The sequence below is a fragment of the Rhodococcus sp. BP-349 genome (genome assembly GCF_019835845.1).
GTDB lineage: Bacteria > Actinomycetota > Actinomycetes > Mycobacteriales > Mycobacteriaceae > Rhodococcoides.
In genome coordinates this window covers 994,619-1,011,815 of the sequence record NZ_JABUDR010000002.1, presented here as the reverse complement: position 1 = coordinate 1,011,815, position 17,197 = coordinate 994,619, and the positions used below count along the sequence as shown (strand labels likewise).

At 67.3% G+C, this 17,197-nt stretch carries 16 protein-coding genes; 4 read left to right on the top strand and 12 right to left on the bottom strand.

What is annotated here, in order from left to right:
• Window positions 1-242: 242 nt before the first annotated feature.
• The gene (locus HQ325_RS15090; protein WP_155956952.1) at window positions 243-527 is read right to left on the bottom strand and encodes a hypothetical protein; all 285 of its coding nucleotides are present in this window, start codon (window positions 525-527) and stop codon (window positions 243-245) included.
• Between the two features lie 140 nt (window positions 528-667).
• On the opposite strand from HQ325_RS15090, the gene HQ325_RS15085 reads away from it, so the two are divergent.
• The gene (locus tag HQ325_RS15085) at window positions 668-811 is read left to right on the top strand and encodes a hypothetical protein (protein WP_197027742.1); all 144 of its coding nucleotides are present in this window, start codon (window positions 668-670) and stop codon (window positions 809-811) included.
• A gap of 87 nt (window positions 812-898) precedes the next feature.
• Window positions 899-1,711 carry a formate/nitrite transporter family protein gene (locus tag HQ325_RS15080; RefSeq protein WP_222630622.1) on the top strand — a complete coding sequence of 271 codons (813 nt, stop codon included), beginning with the start codon at window positions 899-901 and terminating at the stop codon, window positions 1,709-1,711.
• A gap of 63 nt (window positions 1,712-1,774) precedes the next feature.
• Here the strand turns inward: HQ325_RS15080 and HQ325_RS15075 are convergent, their stop codons facing one another.
• The 3 genes from HQ325_RS15075 to HQ325_RS15065 are packed head-to-tail and all read right to left on the bottom strand — an operon-like array spanning window position 1,775 to window position 5,824.
• Window positions 1,775-3,484 carry a glycerol-3-phosphate dehydrogenase/oxidase gene (locus HQ325_RS15075; protein ID WP_222630620.1) on the bottom strand — a complete coding sequence of 570 codons (1,710 nt, stop codon included), beginning with the start codon at window positions 3,482-3,484 and terminating at the stop codon, window positions 1,775-1,777.
• Window positions 3,481-4,992 carry a glycerol kinase GlpK gene (glpK, locus tag HQ325_RS15070; RefSeq protein WP_222630618.1) on the bottom strand — a complete coding sequence of 504 codons (1,512 nt, stop codon included), beginning with the start codon at window positions 4,990-4,992 and terminating at the stop codon, window positions 3,481-3,483. Before glpK ends, HQ325_RS15075 begins: the two co-directional genes overlap by 4 nt.
• 31 nt (window positions 4,993-5,023) lie before the next feature.
• Entirely contained in the window at window positions 5,024-5,824 is an 801-nt protein-coding gene (locus HQ325_RS15065; RefSeq protein WP_222631112.1) for an MIP/aquaporin family protein, read from the bottom strand.
• 191 nt (window positions 5,825-6,015) lie between these two features.
• On the opposite strand from HQ325_RS15065, the gene HQ325_RS15060 reads away from it, so the two are divergent.
• Entirely contained in the window at window positions 6,016-7,008 is a 993-nt protein-coding gene (locus HQ325_RS15060; protein ID WP_261778156.1) for a sugar-binding transcriptional regulator, read from the top strand.
• A gap of 8 nt (window positions 7,009-7,016) precedes the next feature.
• Here the strand turns inward: HQ325_RS15060 and HQ325_RS15055 are convergent, their stop codons facing one another.
• The 3 genes from HQ325_RS15055 to HQ325_RS15045 all read right to left on the bottom strand — a co-directional run bounded on the left by HQ325_RS15055 (window position 7,017) and on the right by HQ325_RS15045 (window position 9,706).
• Window positions 7,017-8,243 (bottom strand): hypothetical protein, encoded by a 1,227-nt coding sequence (locus tag HQ325_RS15055; protein ID WP_222630616.1) that lies wholly within the window; start codon window positions 8,241-8,243, stop codon window positions 7,017-7,019.
• A gap of 36 nt (window positions 8,244-8,279) precedes the next feature.
• Window positions 8,280-9,155 (bottom strand): hypothetical protein, encoded by an 876-nt coding sequence (locus tag HQ325_RS15050; protein ID WP_222630614.1) that lies wholly within the window; start codon window positions 9,153-9,155, stop codon window positions 8,280-8,282.
• A gap of 101 nt (window positions 9,156-9,256) precedes the next feature.
• On the bottom strand, window positions 9,257-9,706 hold the full coding sequence (locus HQ325_RS15045) for an Hsp20/alpha crystallin family protein (RefSeq protein WP_027504782.1): 450 nt from the start codon (window positions 9,704-9,706) through the stop codon (window positions 9,257-9,259).
• A gap of 241 nt (window positions 9,707-9,947) precedes the next feature.
• Between HQ325_RS15045 and HQ325_RS15040 the strand changes: the two genes are divergently transcribed.
• Window positions 9,948-10,640: a Tellurium resistance gene (locus tag HQ325_RS15040; protein ID WP_056442948.1), complete on the top strand. Its 693-nt coding sequence runs from the start codon at window positions 9,948-9,950 to the stop codon at window positions 10,638-10,640.
• 4 nt (window positions 10,641-10,644) lie between these two features.
• Here HQ325_RS15040 and HQ325_RS15035 read toward each other — a convergent pair whose 3' ends face one another.
• From HQ325_RS15035 to HQ325_RS15015, 5 genes are all read right to left on the bottom strand, one after another.
• Window positions 10,645-12,165 (bottom strand): alkaline phosphatase, encoded by a 1,521-nt coding sequence (locus HQ325_RS15035; protein ID WP_222631110.1) that lies wholly within the window; start codon window positions 12,163-12,165, stop codon window positions 10,645-10,647.
• Window positions 12,166-13,211: 1,046 nt separating this feature from the next.
• Window positions 13,212-14,390 (bottom strand): ATP-binding protein, encoded by a 1,179-nt coding sequence (locus HQ325_RS22840; RefSeq protein ID WP_222630612.1) that lies wholly within the window; start codon window positions 14,388-14,390, stop codon window positions 13,212-13,214.
• Window positions 14,387-15,019, bottom strand: a complete 633-nt coding sequence (locus HQ325_RS15025) for a response regulator transcription factor (protein ID WP_222630610.1) — start codon at window positions 15,017-15,019, stop codon at window positions 14,387-14,389. The genes HQ325_RS22840 and HQ325_RS15025 overlap by 4 nt, the downstream gene beginning before the upstream one ends.
• Before the next feature lie 94 nt (window positions 15,020-15,113).
• Window positions 15,114-16,319 carry a kynureninase gene (kynU, locus tag HQ325_RS15020; protein WP_222630608.1) on the bottom strand — a complete coding sequence of 402 codons (1,206 nt, stop codon included), beginning with the start codon at window positions 16,317-16,319 and terminating at the stop codon, window positions 15,114-15,116.
• Window positions 16,316-17,161, bottom strand: a complete 846-nt coding sequence (locus tag HQ325_RS15015; RefSeq protein WP_222630606.1) for a tryptophan 2,3-dioxygenase — start codon at window positions 17,159-17,161, stop codon at window positions 16,316-16,318. Before HQ325_RS15015 ends, kynU begins: the two co-directional genes overlap by 4 nt.
• Between the last annotated feature and the right edge of the window lie 36 nt (window positions 17,162-17,197).

Genomic DNA, 17,197 nt, shown 5'->3' with positions numbered 1-17,197 from the left:
CTGCGCGCTCCAGCACCCGAAGCTGAACTGTCCGACGTTGCGCTGCAGCAAGATCCCGACCAAGACGATCTACCGCAGCATCGCCGGCCGCACCCTGCCACGCCTCGCGCAGATCGACGCGGCTCCTGTCGATTGCCGCCGCCCGAGAGTCGAGAACCGAGGCGCCGTCACCGATCCACGTCGCGTCGATCCGGACGGCGTCGGGATCCCACGACGCCACCACCTCACGACGCGGCGCGAGCTCAGCGACCTCCATGCCCGACCCCCTCGAGCCGAGCGGCGTTCGCCGAGTCCGCGTCGGCGTACCCGACGGCAGCGACATCCAGCGATCGCGCTGTCGCAGAGAAGCCCGCGACGAGATCGTTGAGTGCCGAGACGGCTCGCTCTTCCGCTCGAGCAAGTGCGGCCGCGGTCGACGCACCGGGGAGCGCGACCACACCTCGCGGCGCCACACCGATCTGCTCCACCTCACCGAGCACAGCTCGGCTCGCGGCCCGCACGGCCCCCACATCAGCGACGACGAACATCGTTCCCACCCCCTCGCGGGGTAGGACGCGTCAGTCGCGCAGCCCGTTCCACTGTCAGCGTTTGCGCTGTTCACGCTGCATCAGGCGTAGTGTTCGCCGTATCGGAGCCATCTGGTTCCCTTGATCAAGGGGCTGACACCATGGCTGACAAGTCTCCGCGCAACTCGATGACACAGAAATCGGGCAAGTCGCTGAAGGAAAAGCGACTCGACAAGAAGACGAAGGCCGCGGGGAACATCGCTGCCGACGACGCCTCCGCCGCGGTGAACAAGAAGAAGCGCTGACTTCTCGATCGTGGACGTTCACCCCTTCCCAGCGGGGGTGAACGTCCACGATCGTCTGGTGGCAGCCCGTGCGGGGTACACCGAGAGATGAGCGAAGAAGCGCGCCGTAACGACGGCGACAATGACGGTCCCGTCGAAGAGGAGCTCGAAGAGAGCTTCGACTCGGTGGTCACCGAGGGTGCCGAGCGTCTGCACCGCACCGTCCGCGCCGTGATCGTCACCGGACTGTTCGGCGGACTCGAGGTGGCGCTGGGCGTGATGGCCTATCTCGCGGTGCTGGACGAGACGGGCAGCCATCTTCTCGCCGGGCTCGCGTTCGGGATCGGCCTCGTCGCAATCTATCTCGCGCACAGCGAGCTCTTCACCGAGGACTTTCTCATGCCCATCGCCGCGGTGGTCTCGAAGGACGGCACCCCGGCACAACTCGCGAAGCTCTGGATCGGCACTCTTCTGGCCAACCTGGTCGGCGGGTGGGCGGTGATGTGGCTGGTCGCGCAGGCGTTCCCGCAATGGCTGATGGTGCTGTCCGAATCGGCACACCACTTCGTCGACGCGCCCTTGAACACACAGTCGATCTGTCTGGCGATCCTCGGCGGCAGCACTATGACGCTACTGACCAGGATGCAGCAGGGAACCACGTCGGACGTCGCCCGCATCATCGCGGCCATGGCGGCCGGCTTCCTGTTGGCGGGGCTGCAGCTGTTCCACTCGATCCTGGACTCGCTGTTGATCTTCGGCGCGATTCACGCCGGCGCGGATGTGGACTACCTGCAGTGGATCGAGTGGTTCGGATACACGGTGGCGTTCAACATCGTGGGCGGCGTCTTCCTGGTGACGGCGCTCCGCCTCGTACGCACCAAGGAACTGGTGAAGTCGGAACGGAAGGACGAGGCGGCCTGAAACAGCAGAACACCCTCCCCAGTCGACTGGGGAGGGTGTTCTGGTCGTGCAAGGTGCGGAGGGTCAGCCGCCGACGCCCACGCGCACGTCGGGAGCCCCGAGCCGTGCGGCATCGGCGGTCTCGTCGTCCGGCTGCGCCTGCGATTCACGCTCTGCCGCAACGCGCTTGCGGTAGTGCTCGATCTCGTCGGACACGTGCTGCTCGTCCCACCCGAGGATCGGTGCGACCAGCCCGGCGACCTCGGCTGCGGCAGCTTCGCCGCGGTCGGCCAACTCGATCGACACGCGGATGCGCCGCGTCAGGATGTCGTCGAGGTGCTGCGCGCCCTCATGGCTCGCGGCGTAGACGGCCTCTGCCTTGAGATAGTCGGGTGCGTTCTCCAGCGGCTTGCCGAGCTCCGGGTTCTGATCGATCAGGTCGAGGACCTCACCGACCAGGGTGCCGTAGCGACCGAGCAGGTGCTCCATGCGTCCGACGCGCATCCCTGCGCGGTCGGCCGCGAGTTGGCGCGCGTTCCAGGCGCCGTAGTACCCGTCGGCACCCACGAGCGGGATCTTCTCCGTGACGCACTCCGGAACCTTGCGCTCCATGTTGTGCACCGCGGAGTCGACCGCGTCCTTCGCCATGACCCGGTACGTCGTGTACTTGCCGCCGGCGATGACGGTGAGGCCACGTACGGGGCTGGAGACGGCATGCTCGCGGGACAGCGTGCTGGTGGAGTCGGATTCGCCGTACAGCAACGGACGCAGACCGGCGTAGACACCGACGACGTCCTTGTGGTCCAGCGGATCCTGCAGCAGCTTGTTGACGTGCCCGAGGATGTAGTCGATGTCGCTCTTGCTGGCTGCGGGATGCGCCAGGTCGAGCTTCCAGTCGGTGTCGGTGGTGCCGATGATCCAGTGGCTCCCCCACGGGATCACGAACAGCAGCGACTTCTCGGTGCGGGTGATGATGCCCGTCGAGCTGTTGATGCGGTTACGGGGCACCACGAGGTGCACGCCCTTGGACGCGCGAACCTGGAACTGTCCGCGACCGCCGACCATCTCCTGGATCTCGTCGGTCCACACACCGGCAGCGTTGATGACCTGCTTGGCGTGGATCTCGAACGACTCCCCCGACTCGAGGTCCGTCGCGACGACGCCGATCACGCGGTCGTCCTCGCGCAGGAAGCCCGTGACGCGAGTGCTGTTGGCGCACAACGCTCCGTAGGCCGCGGCGGTGCGGGCGATCATCATGGTGTGGCGGGCGTCGTCGACCTGGCCCTCGTAGAAGCGCACGGCACCGCGGATGGCGGAGCGCTTGCCCGACGGGAAAGATTCCAGCGTCTTCTTCTTGCCCAGGTGCTTGTGGTGCGAGGGCACACCGCGGCCGGCACCCATCACGTCGTAGACGCCGATACCGAGGCCGACGTACGGCCGGTCGATCAGCTTCTCGAGCGGGTAGATGAACGGCACGGGGCGGGCGAGGTGCGGGCACAGGTCGTTGAGGACCAGCGACCGCTCCTTGAGCGCCTCGAAGACCAGCGCGAAGTTGAACTGCTCGAGGTAGCGCAAGCCACCGTGGAACAGCTTGCTGGACCTGCTGGATGTCCCGGCGGCGTAGTCACGCGCCTCGACCAGACCGACCTTGAGGCCACGGGTGACCGCGTCCAGTGCCGCTCCGGTACCGACGACACCGCCGCCGATGACCAGAACGTCCATCTCCTCCGTGGCGAGACGTCGGAGTGCTTCCTTGCGTGCTTTGGGGCTGAGAGCTGTTGTGGTGGAATTCATTCGGCATCGACCCAATCGAGTGTTCGTGTGACGGCTTTCTTCCAACCGGCGTAGAGCTTGTCTCGCTCCGCGTCATCCATGGACGGTGTCCATGTCTTGTCCTCGGCCCAGTTCTCGCGGATCTCGTCCTCGCTCGCCCAGAAACCGACGGCCAGGCCCGCTGCGTACGCCGCGCCCAGTGCGGTGGTCTCGGCGACCACCGGCCGGACGACATCCACGTTCAGAATGTCGGACTGGAACTGCATCAGCAGCTCATTCACCACCATACCGCCGTCGACCTTGAGCACCTCGAGGTCGACGCCCGAATCGGCGTTCATGGCCTCGATGACCTCGCGCGTCTGGTAGGCGGTGGCCTCGAGCACGGCCCGCGCCAGGTGGCCCTTGTTGACGAAACGGGTGAGTCCGACGATGGCGCCGCGGGCGTCGGAGCGCCAGTGCGGGGCGAACAGACCGGAGAACGCGGGCACGAAGTAGGCGCCGCCGTTGTCGTCGACGGAGCGGGCGTCGGTCTCGATATCTGCTGCGGTGGAGATCATTCCGAGGTTGTCGCGCAGCCACTGCACGAGCGATCCGGTGACGGCGATGGAACCCTCGAGGGCGTACACCGTCGGCTGGTCGCCGATCTTGTAGCAGACCGTGGTGAGCAGTCCGTTCTTGCTCATCACCTTGTCGGTGCCTGTGTTCAACAGCACGAAGTTGCCTGTGCCATAGGTGTTCTTCGCCTCACCGGGCGACAGGCACGCCTGACCGAACGTGGCGGCCTGCTGGTCGCCCAGGATGCCGGCGATGGGAACACCGCTGAGCGAACCGCGCTCGCGGACGTTGCCGTACACCTCGGAGGAGCTGCGGATCTCGGGGAGCATGGACATCGGGATGCCCATGTCCGCACAGATGCCCTCGTCCCAGGACAGGGTGTCGAGATCCATCAGCAGCGTGCGCGAGGCATTGGTGGGATCGGTGTAGTGCAGACCGCCGTCGACACCGCCCGTCATGTTCCACAGGACCCAGGTGTCCATGTTGCCGAAGCACAGCTCGCCGGCGTCGGCCTTCTCCTGCGCGCCCTCGACGTTGTCGAGGATCCACTTGACCTTGGGGCCCGAGAAGTAGGTCGCGAGCGGCAGGCCGGTCTTCGCGGTGTACTTGGTCGCGTCGCCCCCGCCGAGCTTGGTGACGATGCGGTCGGTGCGAGTGTCCTGCCAGACGATGGCGTTGTAGACGGGCTTGCCGGTGGCACGCTCCCACACCAGCGCGGTCTCACGCTGGTTGGTGATGCCCACGGCCGCGATGTCCTTGGGTGTGAGGTCGGCAGCGGCGAGGGCTCCGGCCGAGACACTGCGCACGTTGTTCCAGATCTCGACGGCGTCGTGCTCGACCCAGCCGGCCTGCGGGAAGATCTGCTGGTGCTCACGCTGATCGGCGGCAACGACGGTGCCCTTGTGATCGAAGATCATGCACCGCGTCGAGGTGGTGCCCTGATCGATCGCTGCGACGTAACGGGTTTCGGTCATGAGAGGTTCCCCTGGGTAGTGGAGTGGACGATCATGCGGACTTCTCGGGCAGACGGCTGGGCTCTTGCTCGTCGTCGCCGTCGGGATCGGCCGGCAGGAACCGGCCCACCAGGTTGTCGTACAGCAGGACGCCGATGGGGCCGCCGATGATGGGCCCGAGGATCGGCACCCAGAAGTAGAGGCTGCCGTACTGATCTCGCCATGCCCCACCGTATCCGGTGATGAACGACGCCAGGCGGGGTCCGAAGTCACGAGCCGGGTTGATCGCGTACCCGGCGTTGGTGCCCCACGCGAAGCCGATGGCCACGACGATGAGACCGATGATCAGGGGCGCCATGTTGGCCAGGGGCGGGCTGTTGCGCGTGTCGGTCACGGCGACGATGAGGAAGAGCAGGATCGCGGTGCCGATGATCTGATCGATGAGCGCCGAGCCGAGGCTGACGGGCAGCGTGCCGTTACCCGGGAGCGTCGAGAAGATCGTCTGCGTGGCGGTCGTGTGCTCGGGGTCGATCGCGTTGAGCATGTCGTTGTAGTTCCAGCGCACCAGCAGAGCGGCGACGAAGGCGCCGACGGTCTGGGCGAGCACGTACGGCGCGACCTTCGACCACGAGAAGCCGCGGAACAACGCGAAGGACAGCGTGACAGCGGGATTGAGGTGCGCGCCGGTGGCGCGGCCGGCGACGAAGACGCCGAACATGACACCCAGGCCCCAGGCCCAGGCGATCGAGTCGTGGTCGCCGAGGCTTCCGGACTCGCCGCCCGAGACCACCTGCGCCACGACGCCGGCACCGAACAGAATCAGAATCATCGTTCCCGCGAACTCGGCTGCCATCTCTGCGGGCAGCCCCCACTTCGCGCGTTTGTCCGTCACGCCATCTCCTCCGTGTTTGTGATCCAGGCCATAAAGAGCAACTGGGAGCCATGCTAGGTGACATGCACGTTGTCACAAACCTCGTGCACATATGTGCAAGTCGGTCACGATCGCGCCACCGCAGCGGCGCCGATGTGGTTTAGCGTGGGCTCATGTCGGAGCTGCAGATGTACGGGGACCACCTGCTTCCCGACGCGACGGATCCCCGCACGATCGACGCGGTCCAGGCGGCCCGGCTCTACTACTTCCAGGACCTGACGATGGCCGCGATCGGCCGCGAGATGGGCGTCTCACGCAGCACGGTGTCGCGGCTGATCACGTTCGCCCGCACCTCGGGACTCGTGGAGATCAAGATCAGCACCGCCCTGGGCCAGGCACCCGGGCTCGAGCGCGCCTTCGCCGATCGCTACGGCGTCCGCGCCCACGTCGTGCCTGTCCCGGAGACCGTGAGCGATGTCGACCGCCTCGACCGGGTCGCGATGTTCGCGGGCCGCCTGCTGACGACGTTCTTCGCCTCCGACATGGTCATGGGCGTCGCGTGGGGAACGACGGTGAGCGCGGTCAGTCGACACCTCGCCCCGAAGCGCACCCACAACTCCCACGTCGTGCAGCTCAACGGAGCCGCCAACACGCGCACCACCGGAGTCTCGTACGCGACGGACATCGTGCGTACCGTCGCCGACGCGTACGGCGCACTGCCCCAGGGATTTCCGGTGCCCGCGTTCTTCGACTACCCGGAGACTCGGCAGATGCTCTGGCGCGAACGCAGCATCAAGCGCGTTCTGGATCTCCAGGAGCGCATGGACCTCGCGGTCTTCAGCATCGGCGTCCACGGCGGTGCCGTGCCGAGCCACGTCTACAGCGCGGGTTACCTGGAGAAGTCGGATCTCGAGGAGCTCGACCGGGACGGCGTCGTCGGCGACATCGCCACCGTCTTCCTCCGCTCCGACGGCAGCTACGACCGCATTGCGCTGAACGACCGCGCGAGCGGCCCACGACTCGACCGACTGAAAGCCGTTCCGCGACGCGTGTGCATCGTCGCCGGCGAGTACAAGCTCACCGCACTGCGAGCGGCGCTCGCAGGAAAGATCGTCACCGACCTCGTGATCGACGACCTCAGCGCGGCGACTCTGTTGCAGGCGTGAACCCTCCGTCACGGCGCCAGTTGCACGAACCACCCCGGCGGGTAGATCGGGGTGACACACGTCGTCCTGCCCAGGTCGTGGCAGTCCTGCAGGCGCTGCATGTCGGACGGGTCCAGGTATCCGACGAGCAGGAACGACGCGATCATTCCGTACAGGCCGGCCACCAGGCACACGGTCGCGACGATCGTCACCCACCGCAGCCGAGAACGAGCAGCGGCGGCCACGAGAAGGAGCACGATGATCGCGAGGGGTGTCATCAGGTGTCGGCCGAGGACGATGGGACCGCTGACGAACGAGTTTCCGTAGGCATTGGTGACGACGGCCAGGATGAGCACGAACGTCACCAGGGGTGCAACGGCGGCCCGACCGAGGGCGACGACGATGACGGCCACTGCCACCGAGATCCAGAGTGCAGCCGCGATCTTCGCGATGACCGGTCCGTCCGGCCCGAAGAGATCGTTGGTCGAGAAGAGCCAGACTCCGCCCACACGTTCGGACGCCGACCTCACCAGCGTCCCGAGGCTTCCTCCCCCCTCGGTCGACCGTTCCGAACTCAGGTACACCGCGATCTGGATCGCAGCCGAGACGAGCGCCGCTCCCAGAACCGTCGCCGAGTGTCGTGTGCGGCCTGCACGCCACCATCTCGCGATGTACATCGGCAGGATCATCACGACCACAGGACCACTCGTCGCGAGAACCACCACCACGGCGATCTCGAACACCCGCCCCCGCAGCGACTGCGGATCGTCGCACAGCGCCACGAGCACGAGTCCGACACCGCCGACGAAGATCAGGTTGGCGATGTTTCCGTAGGCCTCGGTGAGCGGCGGGAACAGGCAGAGCAGGAGAAAGGCGATCGCGCGCACGCGAGGTGTCGGGAGGAGCCACGCCAGCCGGGACGACAGCACGATCGAGGCGACAGCGAGGTAGGCCGCCACCGCGGCCAGTACGTATGCGAGCGGAGCGACGGTGAACGGCAGGGGCGATGCGACGAGCGCGATGAGCCTCGGAAACACGTGGAGGTACCCGGCGAAGGGGGTGACCAGCGCGTCGACACCTCGGTCGACGGCACCGGAGAAGAACTGCGCACCGTCCTCCGCGTACAGCACCGGGTAGAGAATGCGATTGAGGCCACGCACCACGAAAGCGCCCACACCGACGACCACGATCACCACGGCAAGGCGGTCGAACGGTCGGCGCGTCTGTGAGGTGTCCGTACTCGCAGTGAGAACCATGGGGTCTGCTTACCAGAAGCAGACCAGTTCAGCGCGTCAGCTCTTCTTCTTCGTTCCCGGCAGGATGCCCGCGGAGATGACGGCCTTGACGTACGGGCGCGCGGAGGAGATGAGCTCCTCCGCATCGTCGACGCCACGCCACGCCGCGGACGCCATGATGTCGGTCCGGTCCTCGATGTGGCGGTCGAGTGCGACACCGTCGTCCGTCAGGGTCTCGACGCCGTCGGCCGTCGTGACGAGACCGCGCGCGGCGAGCTGCTCGGCCGCGGAGTCCCACTGCTCGTCCGACCACTCGCGCGTCAGCTGGGTGATGCGACGCCCGAGCACCCGACGGGCACCCGGCTCGGGGTGCTGGGCCTCGTGGAAGACACCGGCCTCCGTCGGATCGAGGTCTGCGTCGAGGAGAGCCGCGAGGTGGCCGTCGCCGCGCCATTCCCGCAGAACCGCGATGGCGTGCCACAACTGCAGGTGCGGGACGTCGGGCGCCGACGACTGATGCCACGCTGCGGACAGTGGGCGGCCGGCGAAGGTGAGCGTGTCGCCGATGCCGTGCAGGCGGTCGGCCAGCGACGTGAGGCCCGGGTCGGACACCGACTCACCCAGCGCATTCCCGAGGACGGTGTCCAGCGCGTCCCATCGGCGCCGAGCGACGGTGTCGAGGCCGGCGGCGATCGCCGCGGGCCAGGAGCGCTCGATCAGTGTCGTGTTGAAGCTGTAGAACGCTGCGGCGACCACCCCGGAAGCACACGGCCCCATCGGCTCGGCGCGCGAGCCCACGTACCAGGCGTGTCCGTCGAGACCCGTGTCCCGGCCCGCCGCTCCGAGTTCGGGATTGAAGTACGCCGAGATGTGGAAGGGCTCGAACGTGCGGTACGCGGCGCGGGCATGGGCGGCTGCCGTGGAGTCGGTCATGGGTCGAACCTACTGGGCGGGGTGTGCCTCGGAACCCCCGAATCGACGACAGCGCTGGACACTCCCTGGTGAGAGGGCCCAGCGCTGTCCGGAATGCGGTGTCAGGACGCCGAAGCCTCGAGCGAGGTCTGCTCACCGGTGTTCTCGGCCTGCGCGATGTTGATCTTGCGCGGCGCGGCGCGCTCGGACAGCGGGATGTGCACGGAGAGAACACCGTTGTCGTACGACGCGGTGATGCGCTCGGTGTCGATGCCGTCACCCAGCGCGAGCTGGCGACGGTAGGTACCGGTGAAGCGCTCCGAGGTGAGCCACTGCCGGGAGTCGCCGCTCGGTGCCGAACGGTGGGCCGTCACCGTGAGGGTTCCACGGTCGACGTCGAGGTCGATCGAGCCCGGATCCACACCGGGGAGATCCGCGTCGAGGACGTAATGGTCGTCGACCTTGTACAGATCCATCGGCATGAACCGCGGCGAACGGTCGGTGCCCGACCCGGCTCCCAGCAAGCTCGAGGTCACGGCGTCGAGGTCACGGAAAGGATCGAAGCGAAGCACAGCAACACACCTCCTGTATCTCGTGGACACCGAGCCCGTCATGCTCGGCTCCTCTGTGCGTGACACCGAATTTAGCACTCTCCACCCGAGAGTGCCAAGTACCCTCCAGAAAATTTTCTGGCCGAAGTTGCTCTCGCAGTGCAGGACTGGTCGAGGGTAGGTGCGGCCCGCTCACGGCGACTACGCTGAGGGAAGTGCGCGAAACGGACACCGCCGTTTCCGGAAGAAAGGCCTCCCACCCATGGCGATCGACTACACCAAAAGGCCGTCCACCCCCGCCCCGGCAGCGGGCGGCGTCAATCTGAGCAAGGTGACGCTGTCGAAGGCCGCGCCGACGGTGAATCTGGCCAAGAAGGGCGAGAGCCAGGGCGCGATGCGCGTCAACCTCAACTGGTCGCAGGGCGCGGCCGCACCCGAGCCGAAGAAGAAGGGCTTCCTCGCGAAGCTCGCCGCCGCGTCGTACGGCACCGGCGGCGTCGACCTCGACCTCGGCTGCCTGTACGAGCTGGCCGACGGGTCGAAGGGCGTCATCCAGGCGCTGGGCAAGAGCTTCGGCGCCCTCGAGAGCGCACCGTTCATCCAGCTCGACGGCGACGACCGCTCCGGATCCGTCACGGGCGGCGAGAACATGCACATCAACCTCGCGCGGCCCGACGCCTTCAAGCGCATTCTTATTTTCGCGATGATCTACGACGGCGCCCCGAACTGGGCCGCGGTCGACGGCGTCGTCACGCTGTTCCCCACCAGCGGCCCGCAGGTGGAGGTGCGTCTGGACTCCGACAACAACTCCGCCCGCATCTGCTCCATCGCGCTGATCCAGAACACCGGCCAGGGCATCACGGTCACGCGCGAGGTCGAGTACATCCAGGGCAGCCAGGCGGACCTGGACAAGAAGTACGGCTGGGGCATGCGCTGGGCGGCCGGGCGCAAGTAGCCGGTCAGGGCGCCGGCAGCACCTGAGTGAAGAGAACCGCCCCGGTACCGTCGCACAAGTTCACCGTCAACGACCTCGAGTCCTCGTCGATCAGCACCTCACCGAAGTGCTGGAAGGTATCGAGCGGTGAGGCGTTCGGCTCCGGCGGCGCGTGCACGAACACCGCCTCCGGGCCGAAGGTGGGATCGAGGTCGTTCGGCCCGAACGCACCCGCGTTCAGAGGCCCGCTGACGAACTCCCAGAATTCGCGGAACTCCTGGTAGGCGGCGCGCTCGGGTGAATACCGATGCGCCGCCGTGTAATGCACGTCGGCGGTGAGCCACACGGTGCCGGTGACGTCGTTCCGATCGATCGCGGTGAGTACCTGCGCGATGTCGGTCTCCCGACCGAGCGGGGCACCGGGGTCACCGTTGCCGACGCCCTCCTGCGCGGTCTTGCCGTCCGGCACCACGAGCCCCAGGGGGAGGTCGTTCGCGATGATCTTCCACGTGGCGGTCGAGCGCGACAGCTCGTCGATCAGCCACCGCCGCTGTGCATCTCCGAGAATCTCCCCGGTCGGGGCGGTGTTGGCACTGTTCGCGTCCTTGTAGCTCCGCATGTCCAGGACGAAGACGTCGAGCAGCGGACCGTAGGCGATCTTCCGGTACACCCGCCCGTCGACGGCCTCGGCGGGAGCGACCGGGAGCCACTCGTGAAAGGCCTGCAAAGCCCGCTGCGACAACAGGTTCACATCTTTCACGGTGTACTGCTCGAGGTCGAGAATCTCACCGGGATACCAGTTGTTGACGGTCTCGTGATCGTCCCACTGCACCACCTGCGCGACCGAGGAATTGAAGCGCCGGTAGTTGTCGTCGGTGAGGTTGTACGCGTACTGCCCGCGATACTCGTCGAGAGTTTCCGCGACCTTGGACTTGGCCTCGGACATCGTGTTCCGCCACACCCGGCCGTCGGGCAACGTGACACTCTCCTCGAGCGGCCCGTCGGCATAGATGACGTCGCCGCTGTGCAGGAACAGGTCCGGTTCCCGATCGGCCATCGCTCCGAAGATGGTCATGCCGCCGATGTCGGGGTTGATCCCGTAACCCTGGCCCGCCGTGTCGCCGCCCCACAGGAGGCGAATGGACGACGGCCCGTCGGGAGCCGTGGAGAACACCCCGGTGACGGGCTCCGACGTGGCGCCGTCCTCGCCTTCCAGCGTCACGCGGTAGTGCACTCGCTGTCCCGCCGGCAGACCCATGAGGCGCAGCACGCCGGTACCGTCGGACTGCGGTGTGAGGAGAGGTCCCCGCGTCGTCGTGACGGAGGAGAACGCGTCAGTGGCCGACGTGTCGACGATCATCGTCGCGGGCGTGTCCGACCGTGCCCAGACGAGCGCACCATCGGCACGGACGTCGCCGCTGGCGACGCCGTGGGTCAGCGACGGGCGCGCCCGCACCAGGGTGGGCCCGGTGCTGCAGGCGAGCAACGGCGTGGCCGCGGCACCGAGCGCGGCGTAGCGGAACAGGGAGCGTCGCGACATCTGCATGCTCCGCACCGTGCCGCACGGACTTGAACGGGGCGTGACTCTCAGGAGGACAGCCGGGTGCCCGATCGGTCGAACTCGGCCCGGTGCGTTCCGTCCGCTCCTGTGACCAGGATGGACGCCGCCGAGTCCCGGTCCTGCGGAAGAAGACGCACCGTCACCGCGCTGGTGGAGTCGCTCTCGAGGGCGGTGATCACCGAGGTCACGATGTCGCGATCGACCACGCCGGTCGCGTCCGCGCCGCGGTCGTCGAGCAGGACCACGTCGACTCCGCGCTGCCCGCGCCGCACTGCTCACCTCGGAATCGGCCAGTCCGGCAGCACGCAGGGTGTCCCGCAGATGGAACTCGAGAAGACGGCAGCTCAGTCGCTCGTCGTCGGACAGCGGCTCACCCGAGACGATCCTGGTGAGGAGAGGGCGGGCCAGCTCGTCGAGCCGGGTCAGCTGCAGGTCCCGCTCGTGCAGTGCCGCGGCGGCCGCGGCTTCCTCCGCTGCCTGTCTCGTGGACTCCTCCCGTAGCCGGAAGATGTCTGTGACGGGCGAGCGCAGCGCGAACGCGAAGAACGTGCCCATCAACACCAGCGCGCCGCTGGGCAGCACGTACAGCACGGCGTCGACCGCGCTCTGCGCGGTCAGCAGGCACCAGACGAGCGTGACGACGAAGATGCCGAGGAACCCGGCCCACGCCCACCACGTGCGCCCACGGACACAGAGGAAGGTGTAGATCCCGGCCGCCGTCCCGATCGGCCACATCTGCAGAGGGCTCCCGATCGGCACAGGAAGCGCGACGAGGACGATCGCACACGACAGCGGGCCGGTGAGCGTGACAGCTGCCGTCGCGCCGAAGGGGATCGGATCGCCCGGGACGCGGAGGAGTGCCGCGACGGACACGGCATGCAGGACGACCGCCACCGCGACGAGCGCCGGCTCGGTGACGCCCTCGAGTGTCGAGGCGGCGGCCAGAACGACACCGGCGACGTTGAAGGCGACCACCACGAAGGCTGCACGCGTGTGCATGCCCAGCAGAGTCGTGACATCGTTCGTTCTGCTCACTGTGCCTCCCACCGCAGTTCGACGACGGTGCCCCGACCCACCGCGGTGCGGAGCGCGGCGGAGCCGCCCGGAAGCCGGTGCATGCGGTCGAGAATGCTGACCCGGACGCCCAGGCGATGTGCCGGTATCGACGACAGATCGAAGCCGGGGCCGTCGTCCGTCACCGTCACCCGGAGTCCGAGTGGGGAGAGCGCAGCCACGACCGACCGGTGGGCATCGGGGCCCGCGTGCCGCAGGCTGTTCCGCATCGCCTCGGCCATGGCGGCGCCCACGGTGCGGACGGTCTCGGCCGGCACCGTCCGTTCCGCCGCATCGGCCTCGAACCGGAAGCTCAGTGTCGCCGATGCGTCCACTGCCGCGGCCGCGGCACGAAGGTGCGCGACCACGTCCTGCACCTCGAAGTCCGAGACCGGCAGCGCGTCCCGTCGCAACGTGTCGAGCTCCGCCAACGCGACGCTCGCCTGGTCGACGAGACGCTGATCCATCGGACCGCGCGACGCGGCGAGGAGCGTGGACATGACGTTGTCGTGGATCAACCCGTCGAACCGTCGACGTTCGACCGTCCGCGCCTGCACCGCGGCAGAACTGGCGGCCTGCGCGTAGGTGGACTCGCGGGTGCGATCGAGAAGGAAGCCCGTGCGCGACGCCGTGATCGACGCGGCGACGAAGATGAGGCTGAAGCCGAAGCTGTAGACGATGTCTGCCACCAACGGACTCCGGTCACCGGCGTCACGCAGATAGTGGTTGACCAGTTGGACACCCGTGACGGCCACCGCGAGATGGAGGAACGCCCAGCGCGGCCTCATCGACACCGCAGCCCCCAGAGAGGCCAGGGCAGGGAAGAGGGAGAACCAGGCAGCCTTCCCGTCGGGCAGGGTCTCGCCCGTCCATCCGAGCGGCCAGGTGAGCAACCCGAGCAGAAAGACCACGGCGCAGGCCGCCGCCAGTGGCCGGAGCGCACGCTGACCCCGCCGGCCGAACGACGCGGCGCCCAACGCCAGTCCGGGTCCGAAGAACAGGACGAGCCCGACCGGAGTCCACCAGGACGCCGACACCCCCTCCAGATCGCGGATGAGCGGAATCGACACGAGCAGGTAGAAGACGTAGCCCACGCCGATGAAGCGGCCGAACATCGTGAGGATCTGATCGGCCGCGCTGCGCTCCGCCGTCGTCACGACTTCCTGCGTCGACGAGGAAACGGCAACCACCCGTCCTCCAGTGCCCGTTTGTACAGATCGGTCTTGGTCGGGGCAGGCCTGCCGGCGTCGGCGTACTTGAGCCGGATGCGGCCGAGATAGTCGTTCACCGTCTCGGGTGAGATACCCATGGTCGACGCGACCCGCGTGGCGGTCTCCCCGGCCGCGTAGAGCGTGAGGAGCCGTCGATGCTGCGGGCTCAGATCCACCGCGGCGAGGTCGGGATCCCCGTCGATGGCCGCCGCCCAGTCGATGGTGGGCACCATCTCGCCTCGGGCTGCACTCCGTACGGCGTCCACCACCGCGTCGATCGGCTGGGACTTACGCACCGCACCGAGCACACCGGCGCGGGCGGCGGAGCGCACCAGGAACGGATCCTCGCCCGAGGTGAGAACCAGCACGTCGAGACCGCGGGCGCGGATGGCCTCGACGTTGGACACCGGCGACGATCCGTCACGCAGTCGAAGATCGAGGATCACCAGATCGAGGTCCGTGGTCGCGTCGAACAGCTCGGCGACCGTGGGGGCGCTCGCGACGAAGTCGAGGTCGGGATGATCGGCGAGGGAGTCCCGCAACCCCCGGATGGTCAGCTCGTGATCATCGACCATTCCGATACGCGCACGTTCGACCCCCACCGGACCCCCTCAGCCACAAAGTCGTCAGAGCATAACCATCTGACCGGTCGTGTTGTGGTGCCAGGTGTCAGCGCCGGAGCTCCTCGGCGATCGCGAGAACGCCGATGCGCACCTCCTCGAAGCTGGTGCTGAGCGGGCTCAGGCCGAGCCTGATGCCGCTCGGGGCCCGGAAGTCGGGGATGACACCGCGCTTCCACAGCCGCGCCGTGACCTCGCGGAAATCGGGGTGATCGAGCGTGACGTGTCCCCCGCGCTCGTCCGCGTTCTCCGGCGAGGCGATCTCCACGCCCAGTGGCACCAGGTCCGAGCGCACCAGCTCGAGCGCGTACTCGGTGAGAGCGACCGACTTCGCGCGGATCGCGTCCATGCCGACCTCGCCGATCATGGCGAGCGTGTCCTGCATCGCGATCATGCCGAGCACCGGCGGGGTGCCGCTGATGACGCGTCGCACGCCCTCGGCCGGGACGTATCCCTGCTCCATGGCGAAGGCGTCGGCACGCCCCATCCATCCCCATACGGGCTGCCGAAACTCGGGCAGATGCTCCGCGCGGACGTATGCGAACGCGGGCGAGCCGGGACCACCGTTCAGGTACTTGTAGGTGCAGCCGACGGCGAGATCGACACCCCACTCGTCGAGACGGAGCGGCACGGATCCCACCGAGTGCGACAGGTCGAGCACCACCAGGGCGCCGACGTCGTGCGCGACACGGGCCGCCGCGGACGCGTCCGCGAGAAAGCCCGAGCGGTAGGCGACATGACTGAGAAGCACGAACGCTGTTCGCTCGGTGACGACATCGGCGATGTCCGCAGTCCGTACGCCCGACCGCCGGTCCGAGTCGATCCACACCAGCGTCAGGCCGAGTTCGGACGCGATGGACTCGACGACGTAGCGATCGGTCGGAAAATTGTCGCGATCGAGCACGATCTCGGTCCGGCCCGGCCTCAGCGCCGCCGCCCCGCGCGCGATCTTGTAGAGCAGGACGGTGGTGGAGTCACCGATGACGGTCTGCCCGGGTGCTGCACCCAGGGCCACCCGACCGAGCGTGTCGCCCAACGTGATGGGCAGCTCGAACCATTCCTCGTCCCACCCGCGGATCAGCCGGCCACCCCAGGCCTGCGTCATGAACGTCGAGACACGCTCGATGCTCGCCGTCGTCGGCCTGCCGAGCGAATTGCCGTCGAGATAGGACACGACGGGATCGGCGTCGTCCGTGTGGAATCGGGAACGGTACTCACGCAGAGGATCCTGCGCGTCGAGGTCTACTGCGGTCATGAACGTCCGATCTCGGTGCGTGCGGCGAACAACTCGGGGAAGAACGTCAGTTCGAGGGCGCGCTGGAGGAAGCCGACACCGCTCGAACCCCCGGTGCCCGACTTGAATCCGATCGTCCGGAGCACCGTGCGCATGTGCCGGAACCGCCACAGTTGGAAGTTCTCCTCCAGGTCGACGAATTCTTCGAATGCCTCGTAGGCGGACCAGTTCTCGGTCGGATTCTCGTAGACGTAAGTGATGAGCGGCATCAGGTCGTCGTTGCGGGAGTAGGGCGCGGTGACATCGCGGTGCAGCGCGCTGGCCGGGACGTCGTGGCCGGCACGCGCCAAGCAGCGCCACAACGCATCGTAGACACTGGGTTCCCGGTGCACACGAGTCAGCAGATCGGTTGCAGTAGAGTCGGATTCGAACACCGTGAGCATCGCGTCGTTCTTGTTGCCGAGCACGAATTCCACCGCGCGGTACTGCGCGGACTGGAATCCGGAGGAGTTCCCGAGGAAGCCGCGGAACTGGGCATATTCGGTGGGTGTGAGCGTCGCGAGTACCGACCATTGTTCGGTCAGCGTCTTCTGGATGTGCTTGACCCGGGCGACACATTTGAGCGCGAAACCGAGGTCGTCGACATCGAACGCATCGCGCGCCGCAAGAAGTTCGTGCAGGACCAGCTTGAACCACAGCTCGGTGGTCTGATGCTGGATGATGAACAGCATCTCGTCGTGGTGCTCGGGAACGCTGACCGGCTTCTGAGCAGCGAGCAGGGTATCGAGATCGAGGTACGCCCCGTAACTCATCCGCTCGCGGAAGTCCGTGACGATGTCCTTCTCGATGGCGCGCTCGTCCATTGCTCCTCTTCCGTCGATTCCCCCGAGCCTAGGACG